21 protein-coding genes and 2 tRNA genes are annotated in these 20,987 nt (G+C 60.8%); 14 read left to right on the top strand and 9 right to left on the bottom strand.

Features of this window, described 5'->3' with window-relative positions:
* Window positions 1-397: 397 nt before the first annotated feature.
* The 3 genes from tuf to M728_RS05605 form a co-directional block, all read right to left on the bottom strand.
* Window positions 398-1,573: an elongation factor Tu gene (tuf, locus tag M728_RS05615; RefSeq protein WP_026612446.1), complete on the bottom strand. Its 1,176-nt coding sequence runs from the start codon at window positions 1,571-1,573 to the stop codon at window positions 398-400.
* 262 nt (window positions 1,574-1,835) lie between these two features.
* Window positions 1,836-1,909, bottom strand: a tRNA-Gly gene (locus M728_RS05610).
* A gap of 23 nt (window positions 1,910-1,932) precedes the next feature.
* Window positions 1,933-2,017: transfer RNA gene (locus M728_RS05605), tRNA-Tyr, on the bottom strand.
* 214 nt (window positions 2,018-2,231) lie between these two features.
* Here M728_RS05605 and M728_RS05600 point away from each other — a divergent pair.
* Complete coding sequence (locus M728_RS05600) at window positions 2,232-3,104, top strand: RNA methyltransferase (protein WP_026619418.1); 873 nt, start codon at window positions 2,232-2,234, stop codon at window positions 3,102-3,104.
* Between the two features lie 7 nt (window positions 3,105-3,111).
* Here M728_RS05600 and M728_RS05595 read toward each other — a convergent pair whose 3' ends face one another.
* Together M728_RS05595 and M728_RS05590 are read right to left on the bottom strand one after the other, a co-directional pair.
* Window positions 3,112-3,387: a hypothetical protein gene (locus tag M728_RS05595; RefSeq protein ID WP_026619417.1), complete on the bottom strand. Its 276-nt coding sequence runs from the start codon at window positions 3,385-3,387 to the stop codon at window positions 3,112-3,114.
* A 308-nt stretch (window positions 3,388-3,695) separates the two neighbouring features.
* The gene (locus tag M728_RS05590; RefSeq protein WP_026619416.1) at window positions 3,696-4,316 is read right to left on the bottom strand and encodes an FMN-dependent NADH-azoreductase; all 621 of its coding nucleotides are present in this window, start codon (window positions 4,314-4,316) and stop codon (window positions 3,696-3,698) included.
* 214 nt (window positions 4,317-4,530) lie between these two features.
* Between M728_RS05590 and M728_RS05585 the strand changes: the two genes are divergently transcribed.
* The 10 genes from M728_RS05585 to M728_RS05540 all read left to right on the top strand — a co-directional run bounded on the left by M728_RS05585 (window position 4,531) and on the right by M728_RS05540 (window position 14,898).
* Entirely contained in the window at window positions 4,531-5,472 is a 942-nt protein-coding gene (locus tag M728_RS05585; protein ID WP_026619415.1) for a LysR family transcriptional regulator, read from the top strand.
* A gap of 365 nt (window positions 5,473-5,837) precedes the next feature.
* A complete protein-coding gene (locus tag M728_RS05580) occupies window positions 5,838-6,557 on the top strand; it encodes an ABC transporter ATP-binding protein (protein WP_026619414.1) in 720 nt (239 codons plus the stop codon).
* A gap of 2 nt (window positions 6,558-6,559) precedes the next feature.
* Window positions 6,560-8,926 carry an ABC transporter permease gene (locus M728_RS05575; RefSeq protein WP_370906471.1) on the top strand — a complete coding sequence of 789 codons (2,367 nt, stop codon included), beginning with the start codon at window positions 6,560-6,562 and terminating at the stop codon, window positions 8,924-8,926.
* Between the two features lie 3 nt (window positions 8,927-8,929).
* Window positions 8,930-10,129: an efflux RND transporter periplasmic adaptor subunit gene (locus M728_RS05570; RefSeq protein ID WP_026619412.1), complete on the top strand. Its 1,200-nt coding sequence runs from the start codon at window positions 8,930-8,932 to the stop codon at window positions 10,127-10,129.
* A gap of 87 nt (window positions 10,130-10,216) precedes the next feature.
* On the top strand, window positions 10,217-10,969 hold the full coding sequence (locus M728_RS05565; protein ID WP_026619411.1) for a sulfite exporter TauE/SafE family protein: 753 nt from the start codon (window positions 10,217-10,219) through the stop codon (window positions 10,967-10,969).
* Between the two features lie 351 nt (window positions 10,970-11,320).
* Window positions 11,321-12,565, top strand: a complete 1,245-nt coding sequence (locus M728_RS05560; RefSeq protein WP_026619410.1) for an integrase family protein — start codon at window positions 11,321-11,323, stop codon at window positions 12,563-12,565.
* 88 nt (window positions 12,566-12,653) lie between these two features.
* Window positions 12,654-12,929, top strand: coding sequence for a hypothetical protein (locus M728_RS05555; protein WP_026619409.1), 276 nt, complete (start codon window positions 12,654-12,656; stop codon window positions 12,927-12,929).
* A 121-nt stretch (window positions 12,930-13,050) separates the two neighbouring features.
* Entirely contained in the window at window positions 13,051-13,581 is a 531-nt protein-coding gene (locus tag M728_RS05550) for a hypothetical protein (RefSeq protein WP_026619408.1), read from the top strand.
* A complete protein-coding gene (locus M728_RS05545; RefSeq protein WP_156943353.1) occupies window positions 13,578-13,886 on the top strand; it encodes a hypothetical protein in 309 nt (102 codons plus the stop codon). Before M728_RS05550 ends, M728_RS05545 begins: the two co-directional genes overlap by 4 nt.
* Complete coding sequence (locus M728_RS05540; RefSeq protein WP_156943352.1) at window positions 13,861-14,898, top strand: primase-helicase family protein; 1,038 nt, start codon at window positions 13,861-13,863, stop codon at window positions 14,896-14,898. The genes M728_RS05545 and M728_RS05540 overlap by 26 nt, the downstream gene beginning before the upstream one ends.
* Here the strand turns inward: M728_RS05540 and M728_RS05535 are convergent.
* Entirely contained in the window at window positions 14,895-15,155 is a 261-nt protein-coding gene (locus tag M728_RS05535; RefSeq protein ID WP_026619406.1) for a hypothetical protein, read from the bottom strand. The two genes, M728_RS05540 and M728_RS05535, sit on opposite strands and share 4 nt — an antisense overlap.
* A 78-nt stretch (window positions 15,156-15,233) precedes the next feature.
* Here M728_RS05535 and M728_RS05530 point away from each other — a divergent pair, with 78 nt between their 5' ends.
* The 3 genes from M728_RS05530 (at window position 15,234) to M728_RS05520 (ending at window position 17,426) form a co-directional block, all read left to right on the top strand.
* Window positions 15,234-16,223: a J domain-containing protein gene (locus M728_RS05530; protein WP_198023369.1), complete on the top strand. Its 990-nt coding sequence runs from the start codon at window positions 15,234-15,236 to the stop codon at window positions 16,221-16,223.
* 33 nt (window positions 16,224-16,256) lie between these two features.
* A complete protein-coding gene (locus M728_RS05525) occupies window positions 16,257-16,487 on the top strand; it encodes a hypothetical protein (protein WP_026619405.1) in 231 nt (76 codons plus the stop codon).
* A 741-nt stretch (window positions 16,488-17,228) separates the two neighbouring features.
* Window positions 17,229-17,426, top strand: a complete 198-nt coding sequence (locus M728_RS05520; RefSeq protein ID WP_026619403.1) for a hypothetical protein — start codon at window positions 17,229-17,231, stop codon at window positions 17,424-17,426.
* A gap of 737 nt (window positions 17,427-18,163) precedes the next feature.
* Here M728_RS05520 and M728_RS05515 read toward each other — a convergent pair.
* From M728_RS05515 to M728_RS05505, 3 genes are read right to left on the bottom strand one after another with little or no spacing between them, the layout of a single operon-like run.
* Window positions 18,164-18,487, bottom strand: coding sequence for a hypothetical protein (locus M728_RS05515; protein WP_026619401.1), 324 nt, complete (start codon window positions 18,485-18,487; stop codon window positions 18,164-18,166).
* Window positions 18,468-18,680 carry a cbb3-type cytochrome oxidase assembly protein CcoS gene (ccoS, locus tag M728_RS05510; RefSeq protein ID WP_245269668.1) on the bottom strand — a complete coding sequence of 71 codons (213 nt, stop codon included), beginning with the start codon at window positions 18,678-18,680 and terminating at the stop codon, window positions 18,468-18,470. The genes M728_RS05515 and ccoS overlap by 20 nt, the downstream gene beginning before the upstream one ends.
* Window positions 18,681-18,715: 35 nt before the next feature.
* Window positions 18,716-20,986 carry a cation-translocating P-type ATPase gene (locus tag M728_RS05505; protein WP_026619400.1) on the bottom strand — a complete coding sequence of 757 codons (2,271 nt, stop codon included), beginning with the start codon at window positions 20,984-20,986 and terminating at the stop codon, window positions 18,716-18,718.
* Window position 20,987 lies beyond the last annotated feature (1 nt).

Here is a 20,987-nt window from a genome sequence, read left to right as displayed (position 1 = left end):
CAGGTTGGGAGGATAGCACAGACCGGCAACAATGACCTCACGCTAATCGGCCGCTCAACGCTTCGTGAGCACTGTTGCAAACATCACACGCGAAGAGCCTCGGAACGCGCATCTGCTGAGCATACAAAAAACCCCGCAGTTGCCTGCGGGGTTCTCGAAGTCCGGACGAGACCGGAATTACTTGATGATCGAGGCGACGATGCCGGCGCCGCGTGCAAATCGCGCTTGCGCGCCATTTGCACCTTATTTTCTGCCGTCGGCAGCTTGCGGCATCGCCTTTGCGATCATCACTTGATGATCGAGGCGACGATGCCGGCGCCGCGTGCAAATCGCGCTTGCGCGCCATTTGCACCTTATTTTCTGCCGTCGGCAGCTTGCGGCATCGCCTTTGCGATCATCACTTGATGATCGAGGCGACGATGCCGGCGCCGACGGTGCGGCCGCCTTCGCGGATGGCGAAGCGCAGCTTTTCTTCCATCGCGATCGGCACGATCAGCTCGACGTCAACCGTCACGTTGTCGCCCGGCATCACCATCTCCGTGCCTTCCGGCAGCGTCACGATGCCGGTCACGTCCGTCGTGCGGAAGTAGAACTGCGGACGGTAGTTGGTGAAGAACGGCGTATGACGGCCACCCTCTTCCTTCGTCAGGATGTAGGCTTCCGCCTTGAACTTCGTGTGCGGCGTCACCGAACCCGGCTTGCACAGGATCTGGCCGCGCTCGACGCCGTTGCGGTCGACACCGCGCAAGAGCGCGCCGATGTTGTCGCCGGCCTGGCCCTGGTCGAGCAGCTTGCGGAACATCTCAACGCCCGTGCAGGTCGTCTTCGTCGTCGGACGGATGCCGACGATCTCGACTTCCTCACCGACCTTGATGATGCCGCGCTCGACGCGGCCGGTCACGACCGTACCGCGGCCCGAGATCGAGAACACGTCTTCGATCGGCATCAGGAACGGCTGGTCGATCGGACGCTCCGGCGTCGGGATGTAGGCGTCAACCGCTGCCATCAGCTCGCGGATCGCGTCTTCGCCGATCTTCTTGTCGCTGTCTTCAAGCGCGGCCAGCGCCGAACCCTTGATGATCGGAATGTCGTCGCCCGGGAATTCGTAGGACGACAGCAGTTCGCGCACTTCCAGCTCGACGAGCTCGAGCAGCTCGGCGTCGTCGACCTGGTCGACCTTGTTCAGGAACACGACGATCGCCGGAACCCCGACCTGGCGGGCGAGCAGGATGTGTTCGCGCGTCTGCGGCATCGGGCCGTCGGCGGCCGAAACGACGAGGATCGCGCCGTCCATCTGCGCCGCACCGGTGATCATGTTCTTGACGTAGTCGGCGTGGCCGGGGCAGTCGACGTGCGCATAGTGGCGGTTCGGCGTCTCGTATTCGACGTGCGCCGTCGAGATGGTGATGCCGCGCGCCTTTTCTTCCGGCGCCGCGTCGATCTGGTCATACGCCTTGAACTCGCCGAAATACTTCGTGATCGCTGCCGTCAGCGACGTCTTGCCATGGTCAACGTGGCCAATCGTGCCAATGTTGACGTGCGGCTTGTTGCGCTCGAATTTGCTCTTTGCCATGGGTACGCTTCCTGTGGTCAAATACGATGGGTCAGCCGGCTGGGCCGGTTTGTCGAGCCGTTTAAGGGTTTCGTGGCATTTGCGCAAGACTTAATTGCGTACGCGAGAACGGCAAGGTCCCGGCACTTTCGAAACGCCGCGGCACAAATTGGCCGGGCCTCCGCGAATGGACTTGCTCGAAACTGGAAAGTAAACGCAATCAGTCGCATGCGACACTTATTTAAAGTGGCGTAGCAAATCTTGTCGGCGCTAAAAAAGAGATTGGAGCGGGTAGCGGGAATCGAACCCGCGTATTCAGCTTGGAAGGCTGCTGCTCTACCATTGAGCTATACCCGCGGGCCTTCGATCCTGAAGCAGAATGGTGGAGGGAGTTGGATTTGAACCAACGTAGGCTGAGCCAACGGATTTACAGTCCGTCCCCTTTAACCACTCGGGCATCCCTCCATTACTCTGTCGGGATCTGTCGACCAAGCATTTGAGATCGTGGAAGAACCGGCGCCATTGTCGCCGCCTCTCGATCTGCGCCGGGTATATGACCGCCTGCATTCATCCTGTCAACACGGCGAAACGGAAATTTTCAGAAATTCTCCACAAGCGCCGTTGGGGAACAGAACCGAAACCATTTCCCACGCTGCCCCAAGCTCTCTATAAGGCGCGCATGAGCAAGGATAAGACCGGCGACAAGAGCGCCAAGGATACTCACTACGCCAATCTCCGGCGCGCGCATCGCGATGCCCGCCGCGAGCGCGGCGAGATTCCGACACCACGGCCCGACAAGCGCAAGAAGCTCGCCGCCGACTGGAAACCGCCGGCGCTAGGCCCCGAACAGGTCCTTCTCTACGGCCTCCATACGGTTCGAGCCGCCCTCGACAATCCCGAACGCCGGATCGTCCGCCTTTCCGTCACGCAGAATGCGGCGGCGCGCCTGGAACTCGGCGATTTGTCCGCGCTCCCCTTCCCCGTCGAAATCGTCACCCCGCAGGAACTCGACCGGGTCCTCGGACCGGACGCCATACACCAGGGCGTGATGCTGGAGACGCGGCCTTTGCCGCACCGGAAGCTCGAGGCACTGCGCGATTGCCCGCTGATCCTCGTGCTCGATCAGGTGACCGATCCCCACAACGTCGGAGCGATCATGCGCTCCGCCGTCGCCTTCGATGCGGGCGCACTCATCACGACGATGCGCCACAGCCCGACTGAATCGGGGGTGCTGGCGAAATCCGCTTCCGGGGCGCTGGAGCTCATTCCTTATATTCAGATCACCAATCTCGCCGACACAATCGAGGAACTGCACAGGCTCGGCTTCATGACGATCGGCCTCGATTCGGAAGGGCCGCAACCTCTCGAAGGCACTTTCGCCGGCGACAGGATCGCGCTCGTCCTGGGATCGGAAGGCAAGGGTTTGCGGCAGAAAACGCGGCAGACCGTCCGGGCGCTCGCCCGGCTCGACATGCCAGGTGCCATCAAGTCGCTCAATGTCTCGAATGCGGCTGCGATCGCCATGTACGCCGCAAGGCAGTATCTAAGGTGAGCAGACCTCAGTACGCTGGAACGCTCATAGGCGCGATTTCAGCCGTTGGGCATCCGTCCCGCAGTTTCTTCCAGGTCATGACGTTGAGATTCATCTCGCAGCGCGCCAGATAGGAAGTACCGCCGACGCGGATGCACGCGACTTGGCCGAGCTCATATCTCGCGCCGTCGCGATTGCGGCAGGCGCATCGCCGGTCCGGCGGGGACGCAGCTACACTCCCGGCGACCATCGCGGCCGCCGCCGCTGACAACGCCAAAACCCGAAGAACGCTCAGGCCTTTCATAGGCGACAGGATAGCGCAATTCAGAGCCGAGCAGAAACGGAGAATGCCGGCTGCTCGCGCAGCCGGCATTCTTCCGCAACGAGCCGGCATTCGCGCCGGTCGAGATGATTTGGATCTCAGCGCGTCGCGTTCCTGCGACGCTTACTGCATGTGTCCTTAAATCGTACCCGATTTAAGGACAAAAACATGCAGCAATTCAAAGTGCTACAGCGTCCTTTGTGCGTCTGAAAAGACGCACGGCGCTGTAGATCCATGTCTTGATGCATATCGTTATCCCAAAACCGCTGCACACTTTTGGGCGACATGCATTAGCTTGCCAGTCGCAGGACGTTGCCTTGCGTGATCGCCTTCTCGGCCTCGGCAATCGCGAACTGCTTCTGATCGGCACCGAGGTTCAGGCCCTCGGCACGGACGAATTCGACGTCAGTGATCCCGAAGAAGCCGAAGATCGTCCTTAGATAGCTTTCCTGGTGGTCCATCGCAGCGGCCGCACCGGCGGAATAGTGCCCGCCGCGGGTGGACGCGATGATGACCTTCTTGCCCTTGGCGAGGCCTTCCGGACCCGCTTCGGTGTAACGGAAGGTCTTGCCGGAAACGGCCAATCGGTCGATCCAGGCCTTGAGCTGGCTCGGGATCGAGAAGTTGTACATCGGCGCGCCGACGACGATCGTGTCGGCGGCGAGGAACTCCTCGAGCATCTCGCGGCCGATCTGGACATCCGCCGCCAAAGCAGAGTCGACGCCCTCGAGATCGGCAGGAGCCATGATCTGCGCACCGGTCAGATGCGGTACGCGCTCGGCAGCGAGGTCACGATAGGTGATCTTCGCGTCGGGACGGTCGGCTTTGATCTGCGAAACGATCGCCGCGGTCAGGCGGCGGGAAACCGAATGTTCTCCGAGGATGCCAGAGTCGATATGAAGGACATTCATGGGAAGCACCTTTATTTGCGTTGCGGTGCAAAACATATGATTTGAAAACAATCGCGCGATAAGTACGCAGATGTTTGACATTCTGTTTCCTGATGGAAACAATCCCACGCGACGCCGGCGACGCAGTGATTTCGCATGGGCTCCACGGCTTGATATGCAGGATGCGCACGGAAAGCCGCTTGTATCTTCTGTATTGTCTTTGATGGAGGCACGAATGCAGGACCTGAACGATATCGCTCTCTATGCCGCCGTCGTGAAAAACAACGGTTTCAGTGCTGCCGCGCGCGACCTGAACATGCCGAAGTCCAAACTCAGCAAACATGTGGCGCGCCTGGAGGAACAATTGGGCGTGCGGCTTCTCGAGCGCTCGACGCGCAAACTGCGGATGACGGAGATCGGGCGCGTCTTCTACGAACACGCCCAGGGCCTCCTGGACGGGGTCAAGGCGGCGGAAGCGGAGGTCGCGGCGGTACGCGCTGAGCCGAGTGGGATCGTGCGCCTCGCCTGCCCCATCGGCTTCACGCCGATGATCGCTGATATCCTGCCCGCCTTCCACCGCAGATATCCCGGCGTCCGATTGCTGATAACCGCCACCAACCGGCGCATCGACTTGATCGAAGAGCGAATCGACGTGGCGCTGCGCGCACGCGATCAGCTCGACACCGACAACCAGTTGATCGTGCGCAAATTCGGCGAAGTGCGCCAGCGCCTTGCGGCAAGCCCGACACTTCTCGCCCGCCTTGGCGATATCACGACCGACAATCTCTCGCAGATGCCGACGCTTTCGATGAACGAGCAGCAGACGACGGATGTGTGGCGGCTCGTGCATGCCACCGGGGGGACTATCGAGATCGCACACCGGCCGGTCATCGGCTGCAGCGATTTTCTCATTCTCGAGCGTGCCGCGATCGAAGGCATGGGGATAGTCCTGCTGCCCGACCACATCTGCGAACGCGCCTTCCGCACGGGCGTGCTCGTCCCGGTCTTGCCGGAATGGACCTCCGGCAACGTCGTGGTGCACCTCGTCTTCCCCTCACGCCACGGCCTGCTGCCGGCGACGCGCGCTCTGATCGACTATCTGGCGGAGAACCTTATCAAGGCCATGGAACGCTGCCGCGACGTGGAAACGAAGCCCGCGACCTCGTTCGATATTTGATGTTCCAGCGGACGTCCCGAATGCCCGATGGCGTCGATGCCGATCAGATCGCCGCTAATTTCTCGAAGGCGTTCTCACCGTAACCCTGCCGAAGACCCCGGAAGCGCAGCGGAGCGAGCGCAAGATTCAGTTCAAGGCCGCCGCTTGAACCGTCTCCCGCCTTCCTGTCCGCAATACTTCGACCCGTTTGCGGACGGGAAGCCTCTAATGCCGATCGAAGCTACTGAGGTGCACGACACCGGGCGCTGGTGCCCCACGCGTTCTCAGCCGCAGAGCGCATCAGTCACCGCCGAATGGCGAAGGATCTGCTAAAGTTCACTCTTCACAGCAACACAACGGCACATCGGCATTCCGAGGAGCTTGTAGTGGAGAACGAGGCGTCGGCCATTGCCCTTGAGGCGCGCGAGCTCACCAAGATCTATCGGATGGGCGCGGTAGAGGTTCACGCGCTGCGCGGGGTGGACGTGGACCTTCGCGAGGGCGAACTGGTGGTTCTGTTGGGGCCCTCGGGGAGTGGCAAATCGACCTTGCTCAACATCCTCGGCGGCCTCGATACGCCCACCCGCGGAACGGTCAAGTTTCGCGGCCAGCCCCTCTCCATGGGCAGTGAACGCGCGCTCAATCTCTACCGCCGCAATCACGTCGGCTTCGTCTTCCAGTTCTACAATCTCATTTCGAGCCTGACGGCCCGCGAAAACGTCTCCCTCGTGACGGAGATCGCCGGAAATCCGATGTCACCGGTTGAGGCGCTTTCGATCGTCGGCCTCGGCGACAGGCTCGATCACTTCCCGGCGCAACTTTCCGGCGGCGAACAGCAGCGCGTCGCCATCGCCCGCGCAATCGCCAAGCGTCCCGAGCTGCTTCTCTGCGACGAGCCAACGGGCGCACTCGACAGCAAGACGGGAATCCTGGTGCTCGAGGCAATCCTCAAGATCAATCGGGAACTTGGGACCACCACTGCGCTCATCACCCACAACGCCGTCATTGCCGAGATTGCCAATCGCGTGCTCTACTTTGCCGATGGGCGCATCGTCGAAAGGCGGAAAAACGCCGTTCAGCGCGCCCCGGGCGAACTCGCCTGGTGAGCATGATGAGCAGTCTCGATCGAAAGCTCGTTCGTGAACTCTGGAGGCTGAAGGCCCAGGTTCTCGCCATCGCTTTGGTGATCGCGTCCGGTACGGCCCTGCTCATCATGGCACTGACGACGATCGAGGCGCTCGAGGAGACGACGGCCGCCTATTACGAGCGGACGCGCTTTGCCGATGTGTTTGCCCAGGCAAAGCGTGCGCCCGAACATCTTGGCCGCGACATTGCGGATATCCCGGGTGTGCGCCTCGCGGAAACGCGCATCGTAGAAGGCGCCATTCTTGACATGCCCGGCTTTGCCGAGCCGGTCGTTGCCCAATTGCTGTCGCTGCCCGAACGGGGTCCTGAGCTTCTGAATGCATTGGTGATCAGATCCGGACGCTTGACCGACCCGACCCGGCCCGATGAGGTGGTCGTCAGTGAGCCTTTCGCCGAGGCTCACGAATTGAAGCCCGGCGACAGTTTCGACGCGGTATTGAGGGGGCGCAAACGCACTTTGCAGGTCGTCGGCACCGCCCTCAGCCCCGAATTCGTCTACGCGATCGCGCCCGGCGGCCTCATGCCGGACGACGAGCGTTTCGGCGTCCTGTGGATGGGGCACGATGCGCTGGCGGCCGCCTTCGACCTAAAGGCTTCCTTCAACAGCGTCACGCTCAGCCTCCTGCCCGGCGCCGACGAAAAAGACGGTATCCGCCGGCTCGACGGCCTGCTTGCCCCCTTCGGTGGCATCGGTGCCTACGGTCGCGCCGACCAGACCTCGAACTGGTTTCTGGAAAGCGAGATCGCCCAGCAAAAGAACATGTCGCGGATCATGCCGGCGATCTTTCTGGCGGTCGCCGCCTTCCTGACCAACATGGTAATGGCACGGCTGATCGAGACGGAGCGGCGCGAGATCGGCCTTCTGAAGGCCTTCGGTTACGGCAATCTGGCGATCGGCTGGCATTACGCCAAGATGGTCCTCGTCATCGGCACGATCGGCATCCTGATCGGTTCGCTGCTCGGCGCCTGGCTCGGCCACTGGAACACCGAACTCTACACGAAATTCTACCGCTTTCCCTTCCTGCTCTATCGCCCCGGCCCTGCCGGTTTCGTGATTGCCGGCGCAATCAGCCTCGGGGCGGCGCTCGCCGGCAGCCTCGCCGCGGTGCGCCGCGCGGTCCGGCTTCCGCCTGCGGAAGCGATGCTCCCACCTTCCCCGCCGATCTATCGGCGCACCTGGGCTTCTCGAACGGCGCTTGCCGGCGCGCTGGACGAACCGTCGCGCATGATCGTAAGACGCATCGTCCGATGGCCGGTCAGGGCTTTCCTCGCCAGCCTCGGTCTCGCAATGTCCATCGCCGTGCTGATCATGGCGCTGCAGTGGGTGGACGCGATCGACTCCCTCGCCGACACCGTGTTCGAGCGCGGGCAGCATCAGGACGCGACCGTTGCATTCAACGACCTGCAGCCCATTCACACGATCGGAGACTTCGAGCGTCTACCCGGCGTCCTGGCGGCAGAGCCCTATCGCCATGCCTCGGCGCGGATCAGCCACGGGCACCTTGTCGAGAGACAGGGCATAATCGGCGTTCCGCCCGGCGCAATCCTCAGTCCCGTGTTCGACGTCGAGCGCGGACGCATCGACGTTCCCCCCGGCGGCCTCATGCTTTCACGCAAGCTCGCGGAGCTGCTTCACGTGAGCGCAGGCGATACCGTGGGCGTCGAACTCCTGGAAGGGCGCCAGGCGCGATTGAGCCTTCCGGTAGCTCAGGTCTTCGAAACCTATCTCGGCACGCCCGCCTACATGGAGATGGGCGCGCTGAACCGGATAGCAGGTGACGGTCGCGTCGTGAGCGGACTGCATATCCTCGTCGATTCTCCGAGCCGCGCGAGCTTATTGGCAAAACTCAAGGACATTCCCAACGTCGCCGCCGTACTCTTCCGGCAGGCCGCGATCGACACCTTCTACAAGACCATGGGCGAAACCATCTTCATCTTCATCGGCTTCTTCGTCGCCTTCTCCATGACGCTTTCCGTCGGTGTCACCTATAATTCGATCCGGATTGCCCTTTCCGAACGAGCTCGCGAGCTCGCGACGCTTCGCGTTCTCGGCTTCAGTCGTTGGGAGATCTCCTACATCCTGCTTGGCGAGGTCGGTATTCTGACGTGGGTCGCGATCCCGCTGGGCGCGGCGATCGGCTACGGCCTCGCGTGGTACATGACGAGCGCCTTCGAGACAGAACTCTACCGCGTGCCGCTCGTGCTGCGGGACGCAACCTACGGCAAGGCGGCGCTGATCGCACTTGCGGCGACGCTGGTCTGCGCTGCGGTCGTGCTCCGGCGGCTCGATCGGCTGGACCTGATCGCGGTGCTGAAGACAAGGGAGTAGCCTGTGAGTGTCGTGAAGCGCAGGTTGGCAATCTGGGGCAGCCTGCTCGCGCTGCTCGCGGCGGGGATCGCCTATGCATTGCGGCCGCAGCCGATTCAGGTCGATCTGGCCGTGGCCGAGACCGGCTTGCTGCGCGTCACCCTCGACGAGGAGGGCGAAACGCGGGTGCGCGACGTCTATACGCTTCATGCGCCGTTGCGCGGACAGTTGCAGCGTATCGCCGCCGAGGTGGGCGACGTCGTCAAGGCGGGGGAGACGCAACTGGCGCAAATCGAACCCGCGCCGCCGGCCTTTCTGGACGTGAGGACCGAGGCGGAGCTGCAGGCGGCAGTCGAGGCGGCACGCGCGGCCCACAAGCTCGCCGCTGCCGAACTCAACAAGGCCAAAGCCGACTTGACCTTTGCCGAAGGAGAGCTCGCCCGCGCCCGACAGTTGATCGAGCGCAGGGCAATCTCGCAGCGCACCCTGGAGGATGCGGAGCGTGCATACCATGTCGCGCAGGCCAATCTGGCTACGGCCGAAGCCGCCCTGAAGGTACGAGAACACGAGCTTCACCAAGCCCGGTCACGGCTCCTGTCGCGGCAGGAGATCCGGAGCCTTCGTGAAGACTGCGAATGCATGCCGGTAACCGCGCCGGTGAGCGGCGTGGTGCTGCAGGTCATGCGCCGCAGTGAAGGCGTGGTCGAAGCTGGTACGCCGCTGCTCGACATCGGTGACCCTGCGGATCTGGAGATCGTCGTCAACTTCCTCTCGGAGGACGCCGTGCGCATAACCCCAGGTCAGCGAGCGATCATCACCGGCTGGGGTGGCGAAGACCTCAATGCCGTCGTTCGTCGAATCGAGCCGTTCGGGCAAACCGAGGTGTCGGCGCTCGGAATCGAGGAGCAGCGGGTCGACGTCATCCTGGACTTTGCCGAACCACCGCAACGTTGGCGTACGCTCGGACATGGTTATCGAGTCGACGTGCAAGTCATCCTGTTCGAAGGTGAGGTCCTCAAGCTGCCGCTTGGCGCTTTGTTCCGGCAAGGCGACGATTGGGCCGTGTTTATCGCAGCAGACGGACTGGCGCGTTTGCGCCGGGTTGCCGTCGGCCAGCGAAACAGCCTCGCGGTCGAAATCCGGGAAGGACTCGAGCCTGGCGACCGGGCTATCCTCTATCCGAGTGACCGGATCAAGGACGGGGTCGCTATCGTGGAGCGTTAGCCCGGTCGTCTGCGCCTGTTCGAGTGGGCCGTGGTCATCGCCGCGAATCGGCGGATGCTGATCGGGGCTCGTTGAGGGCAATTCAATATGATGGACTATCTGCTCCTCGCCGCCTCGGGATTCATCGCCTGGATCGTTTCGACGATTGGCGGCGGAGGTGGAGCCGTGCTCCTCGTACCGCTCATCGGCTTCATCGCCGGTGCCCAAGCCGTCGCCCCCGTGGCCGCAGTCGCCACCCTCATCGCGGGAGGCGGACGCGCTTTGGTATTTTTCCAGGATATCGAATGGCGCGTCGTTGCCTGGGGTCTCCCCGGTGCGGCCATCGGCGGCATCCTCGGTGCGGCGGCGTTCTCCACCACCTCGGCGGAATGGCTTCAGATATTTATCGGCCTGTTCCTGATCTCCACGATATTCCAGTACGGATTTGCCCGGCGGGAAAGGACCTTTGCCGTGGCGACGTGGTGGTTCTTCCCGGCAGAGCTTGTCGTCGGCTTCCTCTCCGGCCTGATCGGAGCCATGGGCCCGATCCTGAACACGCTCTATCTCAATGCCGGCATCACCAGGGAAAGGATGGTAGGGACCAAGACCGCGATTTCCTTTCCGATGCACTTCGCCAAGATCGGGGCATATACGGTGTTCGGAGCGCTGACAGGTAAACTCTTGCTGCTCGGCATTGCTGCCGGACTTGGAGCCCTGGTATCCAACTGGGTCGCCAAGCGTATGCTGAAAGGCATGAGCGAGCTGAATTTCCGCACAATTGTTGGCTTCATGGCATTAAGCGGAGCGGTCATGATTTGGGAACAGAAAGAAACACTGCTTCAGTTTTGGGCAAGCGCTTGAATTTGCCCAGTTGCAGAAAAAATCAGCACTGCCGCGATGATTGGCAGGACAAACGGCGATTTGGAGCGGCCGGGCAGCGAAGGCGGCTGTCGATCGGCGGCTGAAACCTTGCTGGCCAAGGGTTTGATGGTGCCCCCAGAGAGACTCGAACTCCCGACCTACTGATTACAAATAAATGCAAATATTCATTTTATCAACGGCTTAAATTCCATCTAGCATTTGATTTCATTGCATTTTATAGAACGGTATAGCGCAACATGTTTCATCATGTTATACCGGGACTGCGCAAAAATTTGCAAAAATTTGGCGCGCTAGTGATCAATAATCAGCGGGTTCAGGGGCAAACACCAGATGAAAATCACCGCCGCAGCACTCAACAACGACAGCCTGCCGGAAGGCCGTCATCAGGATCATATCGTTCCCGGACTCCTCATCATCATCGGCAAGAAGCGCCGGACATGGTACGTGCGCTATCGCGGCGCAGGCGGGAAACAGAAAACCGATCTGCTTGGCTATTTCGTGCCGAATGCTCCGCCCAAATCCGATAGCCTCGGGCTTCAGGAAGCCCGCGAAAAGGCGCGTGCTGTCCTTGAGCGCGTTGAAGCCGGAGTGCCAGTTGTCGAGGCAAAGCCCCCGCATCCGAAAGAAGGAGGCATGACGCTCGGAGAACTTTTCGACGAATACGAAAGGGCCAGAAACGCGAAGGCCGCTGCGGCGCAGAGCGGCGGCAGCAAGAAAGCGCTTAAAGGCATGAAAACGCTTCCCGAGGCTATGCGCACGGTGCGCCGCAATCTCAAGGATTATCTCAAGCTCCCCGCCCGCGATTTCTCGAAAGCCGATCTGCGCAAGGTGCGCGATGAAATTGCCAAGCGGGCGCCGCAAATGTCAGATCGCTTCATGAGCTATCTCGGCACCATCATGAAATGGGCAGCTCAAGAGGATCATATCGAAACGAATTTCGTTCCGGATACGCTCAAGGTTGGCCCCGGCCTCGTGAAGCGCGAGCGGGTTCTGACGGCCGACGAAATGCGCGCTATTTGGGCCGCGTGCGACGGCCCGTTTGAAAGCGCAAATGGCGCTGCCTACGGCCGATTGGTGCGCTTCCTGATGGTAATGGCCCAGCGCAAGACCGAAGGCGCCCAACTGAAGTACGGCGACATCCTCGGGGGACGCTGGAAACAGAAAGAGGATTCAAACAAATCGAACCGCGAACATTGGCTGGCATTGCCGCAACTGGCGCTCGATCAGCTTGGAAAGGGCGCACCGAACAAGCTTTGCTTCGCTGGCGAAAAGGGCGGCGCCATCGGCAACTTTTCCCAACTGAAAGCCGAATTGGATGAGCTTTCCGGCGTCACCGGCTGGCGGCACCACGACTTACGCCGAACCGCGTCCACGCATATGCAAGAACAAGGGATTGCCCCGCATATCATTGATGCGGTCCTGAACCATGCCATTCCCGGCGTCGGCGGCCATTACATGCATGGCGCCTTGACCAAGGACAAATCCAAAGCCGTTGCAGCATGGGCAAGAGAACTTGACAAAATCCTCAAAGGCAAATCAGCGGCTACCATTGAGCGCGAATCAGCTACGATATGATGGCCGATAACGGCCTATATCGAAAACTCTGCTCGATTGGTGACGACTAAAAAGGAAGGAGTCGAGCCCCAATGGGAGGCTACCTGCCGTGGAGAAAACGCGCCCGCATGATACAAGCGCCCTACTGAACCGACACCCTGATCGCGAACTCGAATACGAGTTCTACTACTTTGCCGATCTCGTCGCCAAAGGGATCGTCAGGAACCGCACCGACCTGCACCGCAAAATACACAATGAGGGTTTTCCGCGCCCGGAAAAGTCCAGCAATTCCATGCAGGCCGCGGCGCCATTCCGCAAGGCCAAGGTGCACGCATGGTGTGATCGCCGCGCCGCGCAACAGACCGGCATCGAAGCCGCAGAGTGAGCCTGCCGCCAAAGTTGCCGCGCGCCAGGCTCGATCACGACTGGGGGAGATTTTGAGAGACTAGTCTGAGTTTTGACGTACGTCAATTTTGGCGGTGGTTTCCTAACGGAGATCGCTGACGATGAACTTCCACCTGAATTATCCCGATCTCGGCCGATTTCGCAAGCTAACGCCGCAGCAAGTGGGCTGGCTGCTGGCAGAGGGCGTCCGCATGTCGGCAGTGATGCGGCCGCCGATAGTGATGCTCGCCCATGGCTTTAAGGCTGACGACGGCCTCTTCGAAGAGCATGCACATGGTGAGCCCTTTTTGGTTTTTCCCGAGGCCGAAGACTGCATTTTCTGGCAACCGCGATCCGGCGCGATGGCGACGTGGAACGGCCGCGGCTTCGCCGTTGGTGAGGACTTGATCAGTGCCGCATCCACCTGTTCGTTTGACGGCAATCTGAACGTTTTCGCGAACCCTCTAGACTGGCTTCGCTGGGACCGCGACGGAATCGTGATCGTCAATTTGAGCCTCGCCTTCGACCGCCTCCGTGACGTCCCGCGCGTCGCCGTCGCCGAAAGCCTGCTGCCAACGTACCGGAAGCACATGCAGCCGGCGCGGATGCCCGAGCTGTTCGTCCTGCGTGAGCACAAGGGGGCGGCAGCATGAACGACACGGACTCCGGCGCCACCGAACGCCTGCGGCAAGCTTGGGAACGGCAGCGCGAACGAGAACAAGCCGCCAAGGGCAACGGCAAGGGCGATCCGGACGAGAGGATACTGAAAACAGGCAGGGGCGCACGGTTCAAGCTGACGACTGACGACTTCTGGTGCCACATGCCAAGCCACAAATACATCTACACGGAAAACGGCGACCTTTGGCCATCCTCAGCCAGTCGAGGCGATGACATGGCATCCCGGCTGGCCGCGCCTGATCTACGACAAGCTGATGACCGAAGGCGGCTTAATCGATAAGCCCGGCGCGACCCTGTTTAATCTCTACCGTCCCGCTCCGATCCTCCTGGGCGATCCTTCAAAAGCCGGACCATGGCTCGATCACATCCGCATCATCTTTCCTGATGACGTCGACCACATGGTTAAATGGTTTGCGCATCGCGTTCAGCGGCCGCATGAGAAGATCAATCATGGGCTGGTGATGATCGGTGAACAAGGCGTCGGTAAGGATACGATCCTTTATCCCGTCATTGAGGCAATCGGCCGCTGGAACCACAAGGCCATTTCGCCGACCGTGCTTCTCGGCCGCTTCAACGGCTGGTCCAAGACCGTCATCCTGCAAGTCAACGAGGGCCGCGACCTCGGCGAAGTCAACCGCTATAGCTTCTATGAGCATTGCAAACCGCTTCTCGCGGCACCGCCTGATTGCCTCTACATCGACGAGAAGAACCGGCCCGAATATCTGATTCCGAACCTGTGCGGCGTCGTCATCGGCTCGAACTACAAGACCGATGGCTTGTATCTGCCGGAAGACGACCGCCGCCATTACGTCGCCGCGTCTGAAGCCGCCCGGACCGATTTCAGCGAGACCTATTTCGACGACCTTTATCGGTGGTTCGACAAGGAAGGCAGCGGACACGTTGCCGCCTACTTGCGCAGCGTGGACCTGTCCGGCTTCAACGCGAAGAAGCCGCCGCGGAAGACCGCCGCGTTCTGGGAGATCGTCACGACCGAGCTAAACCCGGAAGTCGCCATGCTCAAGGAAACGATTGAGGATCTGGGCAAGCCGCCAGTCGTCACTATCAGCATGATCATCGCCAAGACGCCAATAGGCAGTCCGCTCGAAACCTGGCTGAACGACCCTAAGAACCGCCGCCAAATCCCGAAGAACATGGACCGCGCCGGGTATGCGCGCCTTGCCAACCCGACCGCCGAAGACGGGTTTTGGGTGATCCGCGGCAAGCGAACCGTCGTGTATGGCAGGAAGGATGTCACGCCTAGAGAACGGTTTGAGGCAGTGAAGGAGCTTTAAAGGCCGAGAAAGTCAAAGTCGTGAAAGTCGTGAAAGTCGCGGTTTTCCATCTTGCTCAAATCCATCGGCCCTAATGGTATAAAAACTATAGCGATAACAATGCGTTGGTGAATGCGCACGGGCGCGTGAAGGGAAAGGGCAATTAGGGAAGTTGGCGGACCGCGACTTTCACGACTTTCACCGATCCGGTTCAGGCTTCCGGCGTCAATCCCGGCGTCGGAAAATAGGAGCAAGACGATGAGGGATGCGAACACCATGAACGCGATCCTGGCATTGTTTAAGTATTATCACTCATGAGCAGGGGACCAGGCACCATCGAAAGGCGGATCGCGGATTTGCTGGCCGCAACCCGCGACAGCGCGCTGTCAATCTCCGAGATCACTGATAACGCTTATGAGCTGGGCGGTCGGAAGCCGACGCGTGAGCAGCGGCTATCGGCGACCCGCGCCGCGCATCGTCTGTTGCGGCGGATCAGGGAGAAGCATAAGCAAGCCGAAAAGTTGATAAGCCGCGCTCACAAGAACACGGAAGCGGCATTGGGCCGTAAGTGTTATCACGAGAACTCTCCCGATAAGGAATATATAGATCGATTTGAGCGTGATCCGGCTTATGTGGAGGCACGCCGGCTTTTCGACTATTGCGATATGATCGGCACATGGGGTCAGTCAGTGCCGGTCCCGGACAAGCGCGGATACTACCGCTGGAAGACGCACTTCTGGAAGACCACCACGGTCAGGAAGCGGCTGTTCTTCCATCCGCCGGACGTGCCCGTTCAAGTGTGGGCTATCAGCATCGACCGCAATGGCATCGCCTGGTTCGAGGCAGAAATCACTCGCATCACAGAGCGCAACGTCGTTGTCCGTTATCGTGGTGAGGCGGCGCGCCTTGATCGTCGGCAACTTTGGCACGCGTGGGCATGGTGGCGCGGCGTGTGTTTCGTGTCATCACAAACCGGACGCATGGCCGAGAAGTTGGACAAATTATGGTGGTCACGCTTCGGTACATCCGGCGGCGGCGTCCCGCCAAGCATGCAGGTGCCTCTTGTCGAGGCGATGGAACTGCTCGGCGTCTCGTCGAACTACAGCCGCGAAGAAGTCATCAAGGCATTCCGCAAGAAAGCTTTGAAGGCGCATCCCGACCAAGGCGGCACGGCAGAAATGTTCCGTAAGCTGGTCGAGGCACGGGATCGGCTGTTGGCTGCGATTGGCACGGAAGCGGCGAAACCGGAAGAGCCAAGGTACGCGCCAAAAGGAGCCATAATCGTCTATCGCCGGGTTCGTGCATCTAGCCGACGCATCGGCTCGAGCACGCAATTGCTGTCGTAAGTGTTATCAGTCCATGGGACTTCCGAGAAGACAATGACTGACACGCTCACCCTTCTGCTCGCGGAACAAAGGCGCATGGCAGAGCAGCTTGGTCGCCTCAATGCAGAGATTGACCAGCTACTCGGCGCGCGGGATCAGGTGCAGAGCGCGGAGCCGGACTCCCATTGTCGCAAACTTTGCGAGAAGCAAACCGACGACGACTTCGCGCCGGGAAACGTCATCAACGCCTCGACGGCCGCCTATCGCTTCGGCTGCTTCGCTTGACCGGCGCGAGGTGGTTCTCGAATCTCCTGGTGATTGCCTTGAAAGAGGGCATCACCACGGCGCGCTCGCGATGGAATATGCGGTCGTTGCCCTAGCTGGCCGAACTGCGGCGCCTGAAACCGGCTTGTCGAAATCGGACGAACTTCTACTGAATCATGCAATTTTTCTGGGGTCGTGGCATCATCCGACCGATGAGTTGCGGGGGCACGTTTCTGCTCTCGCCGATTCCTTCGCGCTCGATCATCGCACGGAAAATCGAGAGCCTGGCCGTGATCCTTGAACAGCGCCGAAGCCTATCGGGCACCGAGGTCGCGGAGATCATCGGGAGCGTTGGGCAATGACAGGCAAGGGCGACGACGAGCAGCTCGCCTTTATTGCGGCGCGCGCCGAGGAGATAAGAACAGGCCTCGACGCCGGCCTCACGAAAGAGGAGCTGCAACGGCCAACGGGCACGCGCATGGTTCACGCGCTCGTCGCGGGCGTGACCGCTGCTACGTCCGCGAAGTTGCGGGCGATCCTCACTCGTGTCGAACCGCTTGAGGAAGGTGGAGTTCGATACCGGGGCATTTTTCAGCGCGAACTCCTACTCGCGAGGCGATATGGTCACGCATTCCGGCGGTCTATGGGTTGCCTTGAAGGCTGTTCCAGAGGGCGCCGCACCCGGCAGCGATCCAGCCTCGTGGCAGCTCGCGGCGAAGGGCAGCAAGCCAATGCGCGCCAGAAAAGGACCGGAGAAAAGCGATGACGTTTGATGACATCGAGCAGGTCGATCCCGAACTTGCTGAAGACGGTCGATCAATAATGTTTTACGGGCACACGCCTGACGACGATCAGACCTTCACTTGGTCAATCAGCTTGCCAATCCCGATCACGGAGAACGCCTTCCTTGTGTCGGAATGGCGCGAGGTAGGATGGCTGTACTTTAAGGCGCGCGGGTAAGGAGCGACGCACCGCCCGAAGAATTGGGGGATCGCTTGAGTAGGTCCTCCACAACCAATATGTTTCGCGACGCCCCGGTTGCGTGGACGTGCCGGGCATAGGGCACCAGCCTATGTTCCCGATGTGCTTGCGAGTCCGATTTTTGTGCCAACAGCAGTGTCCGATCAGCGGCCGCAGTCGACCCATAGCGGCCGCTCGACCACAGCGCGAGCTACGTCCTGAGGTTTGCCGAGAGCGGACTTTCCCTCAAGCTGGGACTGGCAAAGGGAGTGCGTGAGGCGGAGCGCGACCAGTTTTCCGGCACCTAGCCCGTAAAGGAAAATGGCGACGCGGCCGATGGATGTGAAGCCACTGCCCATTATTGATGTTAGTGGGTTACCCGACAGCCATTTTTAGGTTGGTTGGGGTGATCACAAGCTGATCTTCGGTGACTTCGAACTTTCGCTCCATCTTCTGGCCGATGAGATTGCAGACCAAAGACGATTCTACAGTGATGGCAAATGTCGTATTCGCTTCGTCGATTTCGAAGGACCAATAGGCTTCATAGCCCTCCACCGTTTAGGCGGTCGGTTCTGCGGCAGGGTCCGGAACCATTGCCTGAACGGAAAGCGTGCCGCCCTGCGAACTGGAATTAGCTTCGCTTTTGCGAAATGCCGGATCGACAACCGCTGAACGTCGCGTACACAAGGCGCGACACTTTAGCTTATCCTGCCATCGGTGCAGGTCGACATTTCTTGTCATTTCTCGCCGTGTGCTTGCGGCACTCTGGCGCCGCGAAACATACCAACGGCAGCTCCTATCGTGCCGCCCGTGACCACCCCTGCAGAACCACCGGCGAGGACCGCAACAAAGCAATTGAGGATCGTCCAAGCTATTCCCGTATCGGAACGGAACGCGATCCCGGCGACGAGTCCGACCACAGCGCCGACCGCTCCCACGGCAATTGCGAACAGGGTGACGGACTCCGACGGATCGATCTGCCAGTCCGCCACTTCTTTCTGCCTCTCCTCAGGTTGCTCGGGCGGGCTTCTACCCAAGCGTTCATCCATGCTCTGTTGCATTCGGACCTCCAGCTTGGAGTTTCGCTTCACGGTCTTCCGAACGGGAACGCCGGTGCCCGCTCGCAGTTCCTTCTCCCGCCGGCGATGTCCCGTCGTCCTCTTCCAACAACACCCTTTCAGCCGCCCCGTCGAGGTCGTCATATTGCCCCGAACTCAGCGACCAGAAGAATGCCAGAAGTCCGACAACGCCCATCGCCAACGCAACCGGAATGAGGACAGCGAGATAATTCATATCCTTGCCGTGGCTGGTTTTGTCGTGCTGAAGGTGCGCGGGCCCTTGTCGACCTTTGCACCGAGGCGCAGCGCGTTTCCAACGACGACGATCGAGGACAAGGACATGGCAAGCGCGGCAGCGAGCGGCGTGACCAGTCCGGCAATCGCGAAGGGGACGCTGACGACATTGTAGGCGATTGCCATTGCGAAATTCTGGCGGATGAGCACATCGGCCCTTGACGCGGTTTGAATGATTTCCCGGACTGCCAGCAGGCTGTAACCAAGGAAAACGAAGTCTGATGCGCTCCGCCCGACGTCCGTTGCCGTTGACGGCGCAATCGACACATGCGCGGCCGCAAGTGCCGGCGCGTCGTTGAGTCCGTCGCCAATCATCAGCACCTTGCGGCCGGTCGCTGCGAGCGCCCTGATGGCTTCGACCTTTTGACCCGGCTGCAACTCGGCCGAGAACTCCTCTATGTCCAGTTGCCTGGCAACGAACGAAACAGCGGCATCACGATCTCCCGACACTATGCTCACAGAAAGACCGGCGGAGCGTAGCGACTGGACAAGCTCTCGAGCGCCCGGACGGACGGAATCCTCGAAAGCGAAAACCGCCATCGTCTCGCCGTCCCTTGACAGCACGATTGCCGACGACGGTCCCACGTCGATTTGCATTGCGGTGGATGCCCACGACGGGCGTCCGAGACGGTAGACCGCGTCCCCTGCCCGCCCCTCGATGCCGCAGCCATGGATCTCCTCCAGGCTGTCGAACATCATCACGGGGACTGCCTGCCGCCCGGCGCCCGCCGAGGCGATGGCGACGGAGGCGGGATGCTGCGACACTCTCGCCATAGCGGCGGCCAAAGACAGAAGCCGGGGCTGAATGCTGCCCGCATTGACGAACCGCATCTCGCCGAGGGTCAGCGTTCCGGTCTTGTCGAAAAGCACGGTGTCGATTTCCCTCAGTCTCTCGAATGCGGACCCGTCGCGCGCCATGATGCCACGTTCGAAAAGGCGGCGCGCCGCGACCACCTGCACCATCGGGACCGCAAGTCCGAGAGCACAGGGGCAGGTTATGATCAGCACTGCAATAGCGATTGTGATCGCCTTGTGAAGGTCTCCTGTTGCACAGAGCCATGCCAGCAGTGAAAGGAGTGCAGTCCCATGCACGACGGGCGAATACAAGCCTGCGGCGCGATCAGCGATGCGGCGATACTTGGAGCGCCCGCTCTCGGCAGCCTCCATCATGCGGGTCATCTCGGCGAAGAAGGATTCGTCGGCGGATGCGGTCGCCCGGAGTGTCAGCGGATTGGAAAGATTCAGTACGCCCGACTTTACGGCGCTTCCCGCCGCGGCATGCATCCAGTGGCTTTCCCCTGAAACGAGCGAACAATCAAGCTCCGAGGCGCCTTTGACGACAACGCCGTCGACCGGAACGCGCTCGCCGGCGGCGACCAGCAGATGCATGCCCGGCTTGATCTCGGAAAGCGGGACGTAATCAATCGCGCCGTCCGCCCGGATCACATTTGCGCCCCGCGGCGCGAGCCTCGCAAGCGCTCCCACGGCGGAACGCGCCTTGCCCCGCATCAGGTGGTCCAGTGTTCGCCCTGCCAGCAGGACGAACAGCAAGGACGTGCTCGCGTCGAAATAGGCATAGGCCGCGTTTTCAAGGGTGTCGTAGACGCTCAGGCCAAAGGCGAGGAGAACGCCGACGCTGATCGGAACGTCCATGTTGGTGCGACCGTGCCACAGTGCCGCCCAGGCCGAGCGATAAAATATCCTGCCGGAATAGACGATCGCCGGCAGAGCGAGCGCGGCCGAAATCAGATGGAAAGCTTGGCGCGTCGCCGGATCGGCCCCGGACCAGACCGATACCGAGAGAATCATGATGTTCATCGCCGAGAAACCGGCGACCGCGAGCGCCCTCAAAAGCGAGGAAAGCACCGGATCCTGCGTGTCCTCCTCGATGGAGGCCAGATGCGAGGCATAGCCGATTTTGGCAAGCGGGGCGGCGAAATCTGGGCTCGCGTCGTCATTGCCCCGCCAGTTGATGGTCACTCGCCGCGTGGACAGGTTCACTCGGGCAAACTCGACGCCGGGAATTTTCCCGAGAGCGCCTTCGACGGCAGCAATACAGGCGGCGCAATGCACCTCGGGCAGCGACAAAATGGTTTGACGAAGCCCGTCGCCGAGATCACGGCTCGCGAGCCGGATCTCCTCAGCGCGCGCGGTCTTCCGAGCGGCGCCCTCGGCGAGTGGAACAGAAATGCCCGAGCAGCAGGACATG

Source organism: Ensifer sp. WSM1721 (assembly GCF_000513895.2).
Lineage (GTDB): Bacteria > Pseudomonadota > Alphaproteobacteria > Rhizobiales > Rhizobiaceae > Sinorhizobium.
The sequence above is the reverse complement of the archived record's forward strand: the minus strand, read 5'-3'. Positions and strand labels throughout refer to the sequence as shown.

Coding starts and splice junctions, on each gene's coding strand:
- M728_RS05515 (WP_026619401.1), bottom strand. CDS start 18,487: ATGCAACAGAGCATGGATGAACGCTTGGGTAGAAGCCCGCCCGAGCAA.
- M728_RS05550 (WP_026619408.1), top strand. CDS start 13,051: ATGAACTTCCACCTGAATTATCCCGATCTCGGCCGATTTCGCAAGCTA.
- M728_RS05505 (WP_026619400.1), bottom strand. CDS start 20,986: ATGTCCTGCTGCTCGGGCATTTCTGTTCCACTCGCCGAGGGCGCCGCT.
- M728_RS05600 (WP_026619418.1), top strand. CDS start 2,232: ATGAGCAAGGATAAGACCGGCGACAAGAGCGCCAAGGATACTCACTAC.
- tuf (WP_026612446.1), bottom strand. CDS start 1,573: ATGGCAAAGAGCAAATTCGAGCGCAACAAGCCGCACGTCAACATTGGC.
- M728_RS05525 (WP_026619405.1), top strand. CDS start 16,257: ATGACTGACACGCTCACCCTTCTGCTCGCGGAACAAAGGCGCATGGCA.
- M728_RS05535 (WP_026619406.1), bottom strand. CDS start 15,155: ATGGTGTTCGCATCCCTCATCGTCTTGCTCCTATTTTCCGACGCCGGG.
- M728_RS05565 (WP_026619411.1), top strand. CDS start 10,217: ATGATGGACTATCTGCTCCTCGCCGCCTCGGGATTCATCGCCTGGATC.
- M728_RS05545 (WP_156943353.1), top strand. CDS start 13,578: ATGAACGACACGGACTCCGGCGCCACCGAACGCCTGCGGCAAGCTTGG.
- M728_RS05595 (WP_026619417.1), bottom strand. CDS start 3,387: ATGAAAGGCCTGAGCGTTCTTCGGGTTTTGGCGTTGTCAGCGGCGGCG.
- M728_RS05575 (WP_370906471.1), top strand. CDS start 6,560: ATGATGAGCAGTCTCGATCGAAAGCTCGTTCGTGAACTCTGGAGGCTG.
- M728_RS05520 (WP_026619403.1), top strand. CDS start 17,229: ATGACGTTTGATGACATCGAGCAGGTCGATCCCGAACTTGCTGAAGAC.
- M728_RS05590 (WP_026619416.1), bottom strand. CDS start 4,316: ATGAATGTCCTTCATATCGACTCTGGCATCCTCGGAGAACATTCGGTT.
- M728_RS05540 (WP_156943352.1), top strand. CDS start 13,861: ATGACCGAAGGCGGCTTAATCGATAAGCCCGGCGCGACCCTGTTTAAT.
- M728_RS05560 (WP_026619410.1), top strand. CDS start 11,321: ATGAAAATCACCGCCGCAGCACTCAACAACGACAGCCTGCCGGAAGGC.
- ccoS (WP_245269668.1), bottom strand. CDS start 18,680: ATGGGCGTTGTCGGACTTCTGGCATTCTTCTGGTCGCTGAGTTCGGGG.
- M728_RS05585 (WP_026619415.1), top strand. CDS start 4,531: ATGCAGGACCTGAACGATATCGCTCTCTATGCCGCCGTCGTGAAAAAC.